Below are 14,756 nucleotides of genomic sequence, written 5' to 3'. Positions count from 1 at the left end.
CATCCTCTTCAGTTGAATACTACGATGTAATCTCTTGCGAATCGGTCAAAGGTTGCTTCGGCTTCCGAGAGGACATCATCCAGTTCTTCATTGATTTTACCACGCACATAGGCTTCTCGTAGGGCAGGTCTTTCGAGCAGTGCCCATTTGAGTTGGCTATAGGTGTATTTAGCAAAGGCTATCCATTGAGGATAATTGATTGCAACAGGGTTGTGCGTAAAATATACCTTTCCGGCATTTGCTGCCGTAGCACCGGCATGAGCAATGAAGAGCATTGTTGCCAGTTTAGGGTGCTTCTCTCGGTTTAAGGAAAACGGAATAGCATCCTTTATTTCGTGTCCTTCCTTTATGCGCTTAATAGAATAACCCAAACGGACAATAACCTCTACAAGCATTGCGGGAATGGACATGGAGCAGAAGTGGATGAAATCATAACCCTCATAGTACATACCTTGAACGATTTCTGCTATGGTTTGTTCCTCTTCACCGATGCTGCCAAATTGAAGAAGGTTAAAGAGACTCATCAGCGGTACAGGGAGTCCCATAGAAGTGGTTACGTCCGATTTGAAATGAATGACCTGTTTTGCCAGTGCTGCGAAGATATCTGATTCTTTGCGGTCGGCATAATTCTCCATCACCTGAGATACGATATTTCCGGCTTTGTCGATGGTAGTCATTCTGCCGGTCAAAATATCCGCTACACCGAATACGAAACCGAGGAGAGGATCATGCCCCAATTGAAGCAGTCTGTGGTAGTAAGCAGAAAGTCCTTCCACACGGATTGTTGTGTGGCGATTATCCTGGGCATCATAAGGAACCTTGCTGACTTTTGAATTGGCAAGTTTCTGCATTTCTTCTTCTGGGAATTTTTTATCGAAGTAGTCTCGAACGTAGTTGGAAAGGGGACCACCTTTCAGCCCATCCGGGGTTTTCTGCGGAATGCCGACAAGAAGAATATCCACTGCAGCACCAACCAACCCGGCAAGAGCGGCGATGCTGATGTCAAAGGCATCAAGCCGATGTACAGCATTAAATTCTTCGTTGAGTTGTTTAATAGCAAGCTCGTTACTGCGGAGTTCCTCCTCAGTGAAAAGGGACTCCAATTCGCAGTCCGTTCCTACGTGTGTTTCTGCTTCGGCGCAGCATTGCTCCCAAGTAGGGATAACCATTGTTTTTCTGGGTTGTACAGGCACTAAGCCCTTGATCGCATCCGGCTGATATCCAAGCCTACGAAGCAGGGCATCCGCTTTGGCTACAGTGGCATCCGCTTCAGACAAAGACGGAAAGTGAATCGATTTGAGGTCTTCATCTTGGTGCTTGAGTACAGAATTTATCTGCCTTTCGGTTTCGCTATACTTGTACTTGCTCATTCAGAAGCACCTCCCTCCGTTAGGTTATTTACGATTTGCTCCAACTGGTCAACCTTTTGTAGAGCTTCCTGTCCCTGTTCTGCCTTGTCTTTCAGCACATTGATTTCAGCTTCATGTTTTCTGATAACTTGCTGTTGTTTGTGAGCATTTTCCTCAAAGGCTTTTTTGTCCTTTTTACGACCCATACGAATACGAATGTTATCAATGGTTACACCAGCAAGAGCCCCTGCGAGAAATTCAGTCGCATGGTTTTTGACAAATGCGCCTGCGGTCTTGCCTGACTCAACAAGGGTGTTACCAACCTTGACAAAGTCAATATTGGGGAGTTTGATTTGCTTTCCCATAGAAGCCCTCCTTTAAGCCACCCCCAAGTCGTGGCCCAAATCCTTCACGGCTTGCTGGAGCAGTATATTCAAACTCTGCAAATAATCCAGACGTTCCTGCGTGGCGTCTGCTTCATCTTTTAGTGCCTTGATAATCGCTTCATGACGAGCGAGAACTTCTTTATAGAGACGCTCCTTCTCCTGTCGCAACTGTTTATTTTTGAGGTGTGCTGCAACGCCAACACCTCCTGCTGCTAACGCTGCGATAGGGGCGGCCAAAACAAATATGCCAGCTACCATACCACCGCCGACCACGGCACCAGCAGCCGCCAGTCCAGATGTTATTCCGGCAGCGGACAAACCAACAACGCCCAGGCCATAGAGGGCAGCAAAGGAACCTACACCGCCAATTCCAGCACCAAGGGCACCTGCAAGGACTTCGGGGATTGCACTTTCTTTGATTGTTCGTTTCGAGTCGTTCACAGCAGCGGCGGCCTCATTTACAACATTTACGATCTGCTGGAGAGAGTCCACACTCTGAAAAACCATGTCTTTTTTCTTTTTCACATATCCGCCCATAAGATTACTCCTTGCCCTTTTTCGACTTCTTTTTTCCGTCGGCGATTGATTTAGCAAGCCACACATTCACAGCAGCAATGCCTGCACCGATTCCGAGAGGTCCCATAAGAACTCCGGCACCAACCACAGCACCGGCTACTTTCATCCATTCCTTAGACACATCCGCACGAGTGGAAGTGCCTGCTAGGATGGAAGGAGCCATCATGTTTGCTTTGGCCAAGAGTTCATTTCTGTGGTCTTCACTGTAGTTCTCCGGGTGATCCACAAGGACATCCAGAAGAACTTTCAGCATTTCTGTGTCATCTGGCTTTTGAATCATTTCTGCATCGAGGACACTTCTCATGGCGATATATTGTGTTTTGGTCAGCTTATTGCGACCACTTTCGATGTTATTAATAGTCTGTCTGGTGACGCCGATTTTTTCACCAAACTCCTCGGCAGTCCATCCAACAGTGCGTCGTATTAAAAGTAAATATTCTTGCATACGAATGATTTCATCCATAGGTGCGCCCTCCTCTTGTATAAATTATATCCTTTGACAATATATTTGTCAATAGTTCGGCGTGGTATATACGCTCTGCTACAATAAAAAACAGCCGCTTCGGATTCTACACCGCAACGACTGTTTTTACACCGCAAAGGCGCACTTTTTAATTATTCCTGTCCTTTGTATCAAACTCGGTAAGATTATTTCTAAAATACTGCCCTCGGAAAATCCCAAACGCTCAAGAGCTTCATACATACCTTTGATTACAACAGGCGGCGTATAAAATGCTGTCAGGGTGGACTCCATTGCCGCACGGTATTCTTCTGGGGAAAGACTTACATACAGCTCTTTGAACTCATCAGCCCACGCCGCATTGTTTTCGTCAAACGCCATAGACAGACCGCCCCAACCGACATACTTTGAAAGGGTTTCCTGTTCTTCGGGTGTGGCAAGTCGGTTTTCAAGCTCCAACTCGTGCAAGAGATTGATAGCCGCCATATTATTACGGAACTTTTCTTTTGCGCCGCCGACACCCAAAGTATCCTCGGTAATGCGGTAATTGTGCCGTGGCTCTGAGGGAGCAGGGACAGGAGATACAGCCTTTTCGGGTTGTTTTTCTTCCTGTGCCTTACTGAGCAGACTGCGGATATAGCCGATTTTCTCAACACGGTTTATGGGAAAGCCCACGGCATTTGCAAAGGTCATATCCCGCATTGACACATCGCCGCTTATTTCGCTGATACTTTCAATGACATAGCGGCGGTTATCAATAAGGATTTCCTTACCGATGAGGTCAGAGTTATCCTGTATATCGGGCTGTTCCTGCTGGCTTCGTTCCTCATCTTTCTGAGCGAACAGCTTGACGATGTTTTCGGCACTATTCAAGGTATCGGCATATTCCTGTGCTTCTTCCTCGGTTTCAAAGGTCTGGTAAATGCCGTCCACATCGTAATATTGCCCGTCCTCTCCGTATGGTACGGTGTTATCCCGTATGATAAACGGGTCGGCAAAGGCATCGGAAGTCAGTTCTACGGTATAATGCGGAACTTCCTCTATTGACAAGAACGGTGTCATCTCGTCTATGAGCTGACGGCAGACCTGCTTTTGCTCATCATCTTCTAATTCTTCTAACCACTCTGTAAGCTGTTCCACATAGCTTTGCACAAGCTCAGGGTTACTTAAATCATTGTTGATTTTCTGAATGGCATCTTCTTTTGTTTCTCCTACTTCAAGGGCGTCCATATACTCATAAGGAGAAACATCTTCCGCAAAATCTACCAGTCGCTCCGCAAGAGTGGCTTCCTTATCTTCTGGAACTCTAAACCAATCGCTTTCCGTTGCCATAATCTCCGCATAGAGCTTTTCGTCCTCTGGAGTAAGGGCTTTATGCTGTTCCAGATAAGGGATAAACACATCTCGTCCCCATTGCAAGGTTTCTATTTTTTCACGGTAGTAATCCTCGCCCTGTTTCTTCCATTCAGGAATAAATGGGCAATTCGGTGACAGGGAGTATTCGTAAAAGTTTTTGATGTGGGAGATAAGGTCGCCCTCGCCATCACCAATATCAAACCTTCCTTCATAATGGAAATCCTCGCCGCCGATAGTAGCGGTAATCTCAAAATCAGTCTTATGATACCAACCAACATTATCTTTGCTTTCACGCTCACGGTGCTGCTTTTCGTCCAGAACGCCGAGAAGATAGTTGCCCAGAGCAAAGCTCAAATCGGTATATCGGTCATTAAATTGCCTGTCATAAAAGGCAGGGTGTTCCGAAAATCCGATAGAGAACTTTATGCCGTCTGACTTTTCTTCGGACGGTATTTGAACGCTCTGCTTTTCGGTAACGACTACTTTCAAATGGTCGTTAGCAGGGTTTTCCTTTAACTTTTCCTCAAAATCAGCTCGGCTGAGTTCCTTGCCGAACAATGGAAAGTCGGGATTACGCAGAGAAACAGCGTTTTCATCAAACGCCGCAATCTCATATTTGTCTGCCCCGATATATACAACATCGTCCTCGTGATAGACATAGCGGAGAGGATACAGCTCCATAAGCTCCTGTGAAAACCGCCACGCATTGCTGCGGCTGTAAACATCGGCGGTCTTTCCCTGTACCAAAGCAAGAAAATCAATGAGCTGCTGAACAGTAGCGGGGTCGCCTAAATGCTGTTCCATTTGTTCGGCGGTCACATTTGCAAGGTCGGTACGCTCCACATTTTCAAACATGTCTTTCTCGTAACCGTCTAAATCACGGATAAAATCGGACAGCCGCAAAGCAAGGGTATCTCTCTTATCGGCAGGCGGAAGGTCACGGTTTGCGTCAATGAAACGCTGCCTTGCCATTTTCCTTTGCGTGTCGATTTCGTACTGCGGAGCTTCCTCACTTTCGAGATAATCGGCGTAGTGGTCTTTTTCCTTTTCATTCAGGTAGCGGTCATTCTTTATCAGCTCACGCAGCCGTTTTTCGACTTTTGCCCAAGAAAGAACAAGGTCGGGGTTTGTAGATGAGCCGTACTTTTCAATCGCAATGCCTTTCCCATCGTGCCAAGTGTGTCCCTGCGTACCGTCTGGGAAATAATGCGTGCCGCCGCCTGTGCCGTACTCTTTTTTGAGAAAATCAATATTGCTTTTGCCGTCCTCATTCTTTTGAAACTGACGGTAGATACGGTATTTACCATTCTGAAAGCCGCTTCCTCTTAGGAGAACAGAGTCAATATCTTCCTGAGAAATAACAAAAGCAGAGGATTTTTCGTCCTCTGCTTCAGCTAACATTTCAATCTGTTCTTCTACGGTGGGGAGATTAACTGTGACCTGCTGTTCATCAGCGACATTTAGCTGTAAATCAGCTCGTTCAGTATCGTTTCCTCCGCTTGACTGCGGATATTGTTCATCAGCCCGACCCATTGCATCGGTGCTTTTTCTTTCAGTTCCTCCGTCACGCCCTGCTCCTTGCAAAGCTGTTTTGTCAGAAGCTCCAACCTCGTGAGAGCCGTCTGTTCCACCTCGTAAAGATGTTTGTTCAGCTCGCCCGATGTCAGCAGGTTGAGGTAGGTCACTCGTTTGTGCTGCTCCAGATAATCCCTGTGCATCAAAGCGTATCTGCCAAGCTGAATTTCTGGCTCTGTCGGTAATGTTAGGTCGGGAATAAGATAATCCCCTTGTTTGGTGTATGTGATTTCGCTCATTATGATTACTCCTTTCGGCTTGTTCTCTGCCTACATCATAGCGTGTTTGAGATTGCGGCGCAAAGGTGCGATTTTGACTTTTCTCCGCAATTTGCACATCTCGGATAGTCTGAGAGATTTCTCTGAGTGCCATTTCAGAAATATCGCTTGTAGCAATACCGAGAGCGTTGATAGTGGCAGGAGTATTAAAGTTAATGATTTCCGCAAAATCCTCACGCTCAAATACCGCTTCGGTATCAACACCGCAACGGCTCATCAGCATATATGCTACGCTGTTGACCGCAAGCTGTCGGTAAATGACCTCGATATTATATTCGTCAAGACCCTCTAACAAACTATCCTGCGTACAGGATTTGAGCTGCGGCATATAATCCTGCAAATTATCCTCAACTGCGTTTTTTGCCGTTTCCATCAGCACCGAAGCAAGGTCGGTGCTTTCCACATCGCCAAATCTGTCGGAAAGCCGTTCAATAACTGCCTGCTCGTATCGCTCACTCATCTGCCATATCGGAACAGGGCGGCTGCCGTAATAGCCCTCGTGCGTATCGGATATATCAAAATAGTATTTCAGCGTGTTCCTGCGACCTTTCGGGTCGAACACCGCAATGCCTTTGCTGTCTTTGTTTACCCAACGCTTAAACTGCTTGTTCCAAGTTTCAAGCTGTGCTACCGCAACAGCGTCAGGGCGTTGAGCGTAAATCAAGAGCTGTTCATCAAATCGGCATTTATAGTTACGGCAAGCGGCAGACAAAAAGCTCTGCCACGCCTGCGGATTTTTAGCAACCGCCACGCCTGTGCGCCGATACAGCTCTGTAATTAGCTGATACTTCGCAGCCATTCTTTACACACCTCCTTATCGTTCTAAATCTCGGTTTTTGTGTTTACGGTCATACTCGCCGCATCGCTCGGCAATCTCAGCGTACATTTTGTTACGCATTTCACGCTCAAAGGCTCGATATTCCTTTGCCTTTTCTGTCGGCTTGTACCATACGCTGTCCTTATCTGCTTTGTCCATCTGTTCGTATTTGTCGTCAATTTGGTCGGTATATTTTTTATAGATGGCGTGAGCAGCAGGACTTTCAATCGCATAGCGATAACGGTCAAGGCTTTTATGACTGCCACGGAGCTGTGCGTATTCATACAGCATACAGACGATTTCTCGGTCAAGTCCTGCCTGTCCTTCGGCGGCATAGATTTCCGAAAGGCTGTTACACCGCCAAGCGTGAAAGGGGGCAGTATCATTTGAACTGTGTGAGGACAGATATACACCGTCTTTCTTTACTGTAATACGGTTGATAAGCTCTGTACTCATTCAGCATTACCCCCGAAAAAGGAAATGACCTTGTTTGCCTTGATACTCTTTTGCAGCTCATTGATAATGCCGATGTCGGCTATGGTGATACCCTGTATCGCAAGAATATCGTCCATTGTCATAGCGGCAATCGACTTTTCATCAGTAAAGCCTGCTTCAAAGACCTTACCAAGCACCTTGATTGCCTTTTGGTTGAGTGCCATTTTCAAAACCTCCTATCGTTCTAAATCTTTATGCTTTGGGGCTTTTGTTACCGTCTGCGGCTCTGTGGACTTTGGCTCGTAGGTCGCTCCGTTTTGTTCCATACGCTCGGCAAACTCGCAGATATGGAAAATGTTATTTCCAATCTCGGTATGATACTCGTCAATAAAACGGCAGGGGCGTTCGGTTTTTTCTCCCCACGATGATGTGATGATGATTTTGCCGCCGTCTGGGATACGAAACAGCTCTTTGTAATTTGGGTCGATAAATCGGATACCCTGTTCAGCTTTTTGGATATGCTTATCAAGCCATTCTTTCACAAAGCAATAGCAGTAAAAATTGTAATCGCCCTTAGTCGGATTGCACCGAAACAGAAAGGCGTGTTTTTCCGTATCCACACGGAAACCGTACTCGGTGCAATAGCTTCCTGCAAATGCGCTTTCGGGATAATGCTTTGCAAACGCACTCATATCATAGCGGTTGTGCAAAAGTCCCTTGTCCTCACGAAGCGAATTGATAACCTCGTCAAGCTCTTTCTTAAACTCGTCCGTTTTCCATTGCGGTCTTGTATCAAACCAAGTAGTGTAAAAGCCATATCCAGAAGATGCAAAATCTCCACGCAAGTGTCCGATATTACTTGTCTGTCCCTCAAGCTGCATACTTTGAGCGTAGGTGTATTTCTGTTCGGCAGGGGTTAAGGCTCGTATCTCCATATCAGCGTTCCTCCCGATTTTTCTGTTTTTTCTCTTTCTGCTGCTCCTTGATTTTTGCAAGAGCTTCCTTTGCCCAAGCTGGCATACATTCAGGCTTGATTTCACCCAACACATCGTACCGTTCCCATCTGGATTTTTCGCCTGTAGCAAGGCAAGTACCAAAGACAGCGTTACCTCTGCCGCCTGTTGCTCCATTGCCGCCGTCCGCCAAAACGAGCTGAAAAGCAGGGTGCTGATATTCATACCGTTTCGGCTCTGCATTGATAACGACAACCTTGCCGACAATACTGCTGCTGCGTTTGTCGGGAATACAATGGTCTTTCGTGAACACGGTATTGTCAAAAGCGAATTTGGATAATTCGGATTTGGTTTGCTCTATCTGGGACTGTACTCGCTGAATGAAAATCCCCATAGCCTCCAGATAATCGTCACAGCCGACGCTTTCGGTTGCCCACGGCACACCAAACGGATTATGGTAGTCGCAGTAGCTTACAAGGAAAGGGTATTTATCGCTTTTATCTACACCGAAAACAACCTCTTTGTCGCCAATATAAATGCTGTTCACGACCTCATAATTGCCGAGCATTCGTTTTTCTTCACTCATTCGATTGCTCCTTTCGTTTCTTTTCCTCTTTCTGCTCGTCTAAAATCCTGCGGATACAGACATCGCAGAAAATAACAGACCCGTCCTTATATCGGGGATAAGGACAGGTCGTGCAGTCATATTTTCGTTTATCGCTCACGGTCATCACGGCTTTTCTGTTTTTTATCGGGCTGGTTGTAGGGCATACGGCACTCTCTCTGGTAGCGTTCATTCAGCTTTTCTCTTGCTTCAGATAACTGATTGCAGTAATATCCCCAGAAATAATCCGAGCCGTCCTTACAATACCAGCACACATACGGGTTGGGGGCTTTGGAGTTATGACCGATGACAAGCTCGTTGTTCCCGATAGTACAGCTCTCAATAATCTCATAACCGCCGTTTATGCGCTTTTCGTCCATTTCACACCTCATTCCTTAGCGTATTTGCGGTATGCCTTTTCGCCCTCGGCACGAAGCCGTCTTACACGGGCGTTTCCCGCAAGCTCTGGATATTTTGCTTGCAGCTTGCGGCGTGTTCTGCCCACGCTCTCAAAACTCGGCAGACCGAGATATTTATACTGTTCCATTACTTCCGCAAAGGGCATTGCTCCTGCACCTTTCAAATAGGTGTTGCACACAATCAGATAGAGGGTCATATCATCGTTTCTTGCGTCCTCGTTCTTTTGCAGAACAGCCTTTACCTTAGCTTCAATGGTTTTCAGATTTTTCATAGATTGCCTCCATATATGGAAAGAGGGCGGCTTATCAACATAAGCCGCCCTTTTCCTGTCATATCGGGTTATTTCTTCTTTCTGTTTCGGATATTAAGCCATATTGCCGCACCGACGATAAACACTACAAGCACAATGGCAATAATAGTTTTAGCGTCCATAAATCAGTCCTCCTTTTTCTTTTTCTTGAAGCCGACAAAGCCGAGAACGCCTGCACCGATAACGGAAGCAGCCGCAAGGCTTACCCACAAGCCCAGATTAAAGTCATCGCCTGTTTTTGGCGTATCCCTGAACTCGTTGTGCATTTCAACAATAGTAGTAGAGTCTGTTTTGACGGTTGCCTGTTTGTCGGCAGGAAGGATATATCCTGCGGAAGCCGAGTCGCTGACTTCGGACACGGTGTATTCACCGATACGCAAACCCTCAATAAAGATTTCTCCGTTTTTGTCGGTCTTAAAGGTCTGGTCGTAGCCGTCAGCACTTGTCACACGGAAAGAGAAGCCCTCAACTTTACCGTCAGAGGAAGTCTTTACGATTTTGAGAGAGCCTTTCTGTGCGTCATTGATAAAGCCAACGCCTGCTTTGTTTTCTACGGTATAGGTCTTGCCGTTTTCCTCGATGGAAACGCCGTACACGCTTTCATCAAGCACAAAGCCGTCTGGAGCTGTTTTTTCACGGACGAAATACTTGCCGTAGCGCAGCTCGGTCATTTGATAAACGCCGCCCTCAAGCTCAGTCATTTCGCCGCACAGCTCATCGTCTTTATCAAATTCGCCGTTGCCGTTTGTATCGGCATACACCTCAAAGACCGCACCTGTGAGCTTATTGTCAGGATAATCTGCGTCAACCTTAGTCAGTTCAATATTCCCCTTGATAAAGTAGTTCACAAGCTCGATTTCCACGACCTCATCAACCTTGCCGACAGTTACGGCGATTTCTTCCTCGGAGAGTACAAAACCTGTGGGACTTTCAATTTCACGGATTACCCAAGTGCCATACGGTACTTTTTCAAAAGAAAAACTACCATCATCGGCTGATGTGGTAGTTTGGATAGCATTTTCTTTTGTAAACTCCTCTGTACCTGTCTTAAAGATACCGATGACCGCACCGCCCAGAGCGTTTCCGTCCTCATCGGATTTCAGACCGCTTACCGAGCCGTAAATGATTTCATTCTCAATAGCTTCGCTGTCATTGGCGGAAAGATGAACAACCGCCGTGTCCTGACCTGCGTACTCAAAGTGGACAGGGTATTTCTGCTCATTCAGCACATAGACGGAATTGGTTGACAGCTCTTTTACATAGTAGCTGCCGAACGGAAGGTCGCTATTGACCGTGCCTTTGCCGTTTTCGTCCAGAGAAATAATCTCAATCAGACCATCGGCGGGGATAACCGTACCGTCTGCGGCGGTAAGGTCTGTTTCTGCATACAATCCAAAGGTTACATCAAAGATTTCGCCGTTATTGCCAACACCGTAGGCTTCGTCTGTTTCAAGGCTCTTTACAAGGTCAATTTCCACACGCTGCCTTTCATTGTAGAAGCTCGTTTCGGTTTCGGTAACAGCAATATTCTGACCTGCATACACAAGCTCGACAGCGTGAATTTCGTCATTCAGCACCATTCCGTAAGGAGCTGTGATTTCCTTGACCTCATATTTGCCCAGATACAGCTCTTTTGATTTTGCAGTTCCGTCCGTGCCTGTGGTAATAGTGTCAACAACCTCGCCCTTAGAAGCTCTCAGCGTTCCGTCCAGAGTATAAATATCCTCGGCGGCGGTAATCTCATAAACCGCACCTTCAAGCCCCTGTACTGCAAATACGGGCTGATACATTCCGTTATTCTCAGAAACGGAAGTGAACACCTCACCAGACTTAGAAACGGTAATTGTGCCTTTCTGCGCCATATTGGAGCGAACTACCTCAATGACCGTAATGCCGCTTTCTTCGGCAGAGCCGTCCTGCGTCACATCAAAATAGACAGGCTCGGAGTTCAGAACATAGCCATACGGAGCCTGCACTTCCACGATTGAGTATCCTGTGCCGTATTCCAAAGTCTGCGGCGTAATGAGATAACCGTCTGCTGTGGTATAAAAGGTGTCAATGGTCGTCACTTCGGGATAAGTGAAAGTCATTGTCACAAGCTCACCGTTGGGGTCGTAAATCTGGAAGCCTGCGCCTGCATACGGAATGGTAGCACCTGTTTCCGCATCTTTCTTTACGATTTTGATATAGCTTTCAAAATTAGCGTTATTGATAAGATAGCGGTAGGTCTGACCGTCCTTGCTGATAAATACCTCAAAAGGCTTCATCAGCTCTCGACCTTCCCACCCAGAGGTCTGCTCTACGACATAAACGCCGTAAGGCAAATCCTTTGTCTGAGCAAAGCCGTTTTTATCACAGGTGAGTATATCCCGCTCGGTTTCCTTTGCTGCGTCATAGCTGCCTGCGTCTTTCAAATAAACCTCAAATGTTGCTCCCGTTTCGGGTGTTTCAATCTGGGTTTCTCCGTCATCGGTGTGCTTGATAATGGCGATATTGCCCTTGATAATCTGCTCAGTCACATCGTTTGCGGTACTGTTGCGCTCTACGGTATAAAGCTCTGGCTCTGCGCCGATATGATGAATTGTAGTATCGAGCAGATAGCCCTCGGACGGGCTGATTTCTCGGATAGTCCAATCATCATCACAGATATAATAGTCGGTGGTAAACTGCCCGTTCTCGTCCGTAGTGTAGGTGTCAATCAGTTCTTCGCCTTTATAAATGCCGTAAACTGCACCTGCAAGAGAAGCGTCGCCCTGTGCCGTGCCTGTTTCCGCATCGGATTTCGTCACGGTCACATTGAACTTTTTGAGAATGTTCGTAAAGCTGCGGCTTGTAACCTTTTCCCATTCAATAGGAGCTGTCTGGCTTTCGGGAACAACATAGCGAATAGCCGTATCTACTTCCTCTACGGTGTAAGGTGTTTCGCCGCTGATTAGGACATTTTCAAATCTTGCCACACCGTTTTCATCGGTAACAGCATACTCATCAACGGGCAAGCCGCTAAGAGATGTGCCATAAAGGTGGAACTTCACAACCTCCACAAGATTGTCCTCAGAGTTTTTGATAATCTTCAGACTGCCACGCTTCAAGGTGTTGTTAAAGGTTACGGTAGCAGTATGACCGCTTACAATCGTTACCCTTTGAACGCTCTGCGGCTCGTATCGGTCAATGGACTGCTCTGTGACGGTGTAAACCCCCGGCATTAGCTGAACATCTACCGTACCGTCTGCGCCTGTGGTAACGGTTTTATTTACACCGTTTCCAGAAATATTGAAGCTAATGCCAGACACAACACCGTCCTCAGAGGTCTTTTTAATCTGCCCTGTGCCGTAGGTTTCTGTGTCGATTTTAAGATAGAAATATACGGGGTCGGAAGCTCCAGAAACCATTGTCTGTTTACCAACACAGCCCCAGATAAGCATTTCTCCGCAATCGAGATTGACATTTTTCTGTGCCGATACTGTTACGGGAGAAGTAATCATCTTATCACTCGTAAAAGTATATTTGTTGCCGCTTCTTGTTACGGAAATACCGCTTGCGGAAAACTTAATATCGGACAATGTGTTGTTGGTATCCTCAAGCGTCAGGCTGTATTTCTTTGTATCGGGATTGTATTTGAGAGTGTAGGTGTCCGCATTGCTCTGGCTTCTTGCTGCAAAGCTCGGAATGGTATAGTGTTTTGACATCTGCGACAAAATCCAGTTGTAGCATTTCTCGGCGGGTCTGCCTTTCAGGGAATAGTAGTAAGTGTCCCCGTCAATCCCGTTTGCACTCTGACGGTTTGAGGGGCTTGTGCGGAGCTGCTGCTGATATTCCCAGATAATTGTCTGGGTCGCAAAAGCATAATCATCTACATTTGTACCTGCAACGGGAGAGGATTTACCCTCGTGCCAGCCATACATCAAAGCCATCATAATACCGAACTGAGCGTCAGTCGGCAGGTTTTGAAAATACGAGCTGTTCTTTCCGCTTTTGGACACATAGGAATTGCCCGTGTTGAAATCAACGCCAGACTCCACGCAGTAAACCTGATGTGTTCCGCTATTATCTGTCATCAGATATTTTCGCTTGGCGTTACCTGCGTTAATGCTTTGCACGGTAATGTTGCCTTTACTGTCATAAACGATAAAGGAATAGGTCGCTTTGCTTCGGTAATACTCGCCGTCAGAGCCGACATAGTAATCGCCAAAGGAAGATGTGCAGCTTTTACCTTCCTCGCTCGTCCACGCAAAGGCAGACATCGGCAGAGCTGTTATCATCATCAGCAAGCAGAGAGCCGCCGACAGGATACGCCTGCCTTTCTTTGTAAACTTAGTTTTCATAGGCTGTTAAACCGTCCTTTCTTGATTTTGGGCATAAAAAATCCCTCTGTCTTTGAACAGAGGGAAAAGCCTGATAGCTGCTCACGCAAAGAGGAAATAAATCGAGTAGCTGCCGTTTCCTCTTGCTTCGCAATAAATATTAAAAGCTGTGATTTCATCAATTCCGTATGCGCCGAGATTTTCGACAGTATGGAATGTGATATAGCGTTCAAGGCTCTGCTTTAATGCTTCGCCCTGATTGTTCTGTGATGCCGTTACAGGTTTCCACCAAGTAGAATTACTCGGAGTGAGTGAGCTGTCTAAGGCAAGCCCCATATCAAGACCAATGCCGATGCAATCCGCTTTAACCGCTTCAATGTCAAATTCATAATCATAGGCGGTCTTAGGCTTTGTATCTTCTGGGACTGTCTGCGGCGGTATTACCACGGGCGGCTCTGTTTCCTCTGGCTTTTCGGCAGGAGCAGAGCTGCTTTCCGTTACCGCAGGCTTGCTTTCAGACACATTGTTTTCCTCTTGCAGCACAGGCTCAGTCTGCTTTGGAGTTTCGCTGTCAACAGGCTCACACGCCGTAGCTTCTGCATCGCTTTCAAGCGCAGTATCCGTTTTCGCACTCTTGCTTTCGGAACTTTCCGAGAAAGAACTGCTTTCCGTGCTTTCTGCTTCGGCGGCGGCTTCTGTTCCCGTCACAAGCCCGTAATTATCACTTTCTTTGGGAGCTGTTGAAACATCGGCACAGCCGCTTAATGACAATATCAGCGCAAAAAGCATTGCAATCATCTTTTTTCGCATAGCATAGACCTCCTTTGCGGCTTCATTATACGAAAAACCGCAGAAGCTCTCAAAGGTAGAAAATCTTTCAAGCAGAGTGATTTGCATATTCTCTTTTCGGATAGTCTTGGTAGTAGCAAAGGGGGT

General features: G+C 46.6%; 13 protein-coding genes. All 13 read right to left on the bottom strand.

Annotated features, from left to right (window positions below; all coding sequences use genetic code 11):
* Positions 1–8 precede the first annotated feature (8 nt).
* The 13 genes from B5F08_RS00500 to B5F08_RS00435 all read right to left on the bottom strand — a co-directional run bounded on the left by B5F08_RS00500 (position 9) and on the right by B5F08_RS00435 (position 14,630).
* Positions 9–1,370: a hypothetical protein gene (locus tag B5F08_RS00500; protein ID WP_087375895.1), complete on the bottom strand. Its 1,362-nt coding sequence runs from the start codon at positions 1,368–1,370 to the stop codon at positions 9–11.
* Positions 1,367–1,714 (bottom strand): hypothetical protein, encoded by a 348-nt coding sequence (locus B5F08_RS00495; protein WP_087228844.1) that lies wholly within the window; start codon positions 1,712–1,714, stop codon positions 1,367–1,369. The genes B5F08_RS00500 and B5F08_RS00495 overlap by 4 nt, the downstream gene beginning before the upstream one ends.
* A 12-nt stretch (positions 1,715–1,726) precedes the next feature.
* Positions 1,727–2,272 carry a hypothetical protein gene (locus B5F08_RS00490; protein ID WP_087228847.1) on the bottom strand — a complete coding sequence of 182 codons (546 nt, stop codon included), beginning with the start codon at positions 2,270–2,272 and terminating at the stop codon, positions 1,727–1,729.
* A gap of 4 nt (positions 2,273–2,276) precedes the next feature.
* Complete coding sequence (locus tag B5F08_RS00485; RefSeq protein ID WP_087228850.1) at positions 2,277–2,774, bottom strand: helix-turn-helix transcriptional regulator; 498 nt, start codon at positions 2,772–2,774, stop codon at positions 2,277–2,279.
* Between the two features lie 126 nt (positions 2,775–2,900).
* A complete protein-coding gene (locus B5F08_RS13710) occupies positions 2,901–6,779 on the bottom strand; it encodes an LPD25 domain-containing protein (protein WP_158096170.1) in 3,879 nt (1,292 codons plus the stop codon).
* 15 nt (positions 6,780–6,794) lie between these two features.
* Entirely contained in the window at positions 6,795–7,253 is a 459-nt protein-coding gene (locus B5F08_RS00470; protein ID WP_087375892.1) for a hypothetical protein, read from the bottom strand.
* Positions 7,250–7,456, bottom strand: a complete 207-nt coding sequence (locus tag B5F08_RS00465) for a hypothetical protein (protein WP_032521093.1) — start codon at positions 7,454–7,456, stop codon at positions 7,250–7,252. Before B5F08_RS00465 ends, B5F08_RS00470 begins: the two co-directional genes overlap by 4 nt.
* A 12-nt stretch (positions 7,457–7,468) precedes the next feature.
* Positions 7,469–8,167 (bottom strand): hypothetical protein, encoded by a 699-nt coding sequence (locus tag B5F08_RS00460; RefSeq protein WP_087375891.1) that lies wholly within the window; start codon positions 8,165–8,167, stop codon positions 7,469–7,471.
* A 1-nt stretch (position 8,168) separates the two neighbouring features.
* Positions 8,169–8,771 (bottom strand): hypothetical protein, encoded by a 603-nt coding sequence (locus B5F08_RS00455; RefSeq protein ID WP_087375890.1) that lies wholly within the window; start codon positions 8,769–8,771, stop codon positions 8,169–8,171.
* 128 nt (positions 8,772–8,899) lie between these two features.
* Complete coding sequence (locus B5F08_RS00450) at positions 8,900–9,169, bottom strand: hypothetical protein (RefSeq protein WP_087375889.1); 270 nt, start codon at positions 9,167–9,169, stop codon at positions 8,900–8,902.
* A gap of 8 nt (positions 9,170–9,177) precedes the next feature.
* Positions 9,178–9,480, bottom strand: a complete 303-nt coding sequence (locus B5F08_RS00445) for a hypothetical protein (protein WP_087375888.1) — start codon at positions 9,478–9,480, stop codon at positions 9,178–9,180.
* 164 nt (positions 9,481–9,644) lie between these two features.
* Entirely contained in the window at positions 9,645–13,841 is a 4,197-nt protein-coding gene (locus B5F08_RS00440; protein WP_087375887.1) for a SpaA isopeptide-forming pilin-related protein, read from the bottom strand.
* 81 nt (positions 13,842–13,922) lie between these two features.
* Positions 13,923–14,630: a hypothetical protein gene (locus B5F08_RS00435; RefSeq protein WP_087375886.1), complete on the bottom strand. Its 708-nt coding sequence runs from the start codon at positions 14,628–14,630 to the stop codon at positions 13,923–13,925.
* Positions 14,631–14,756 lie beyond the last annotated feature (126 nt).

Origin of the sequence: Anaeromassilibacillus sp. An172, from assembly GCF_002160515.1 — a bacterium.
GTDB lineage: Bacteria > Bacillota > Clostridia > Oscillospirales > Acutalibacteraceae > Limousia > Limousia pullorum.
The sequence above is the reverse complement of the archived record's forward strand: the minus strand, read 5'-3'. Positions and strand labels throughout refer to the sequence as shown.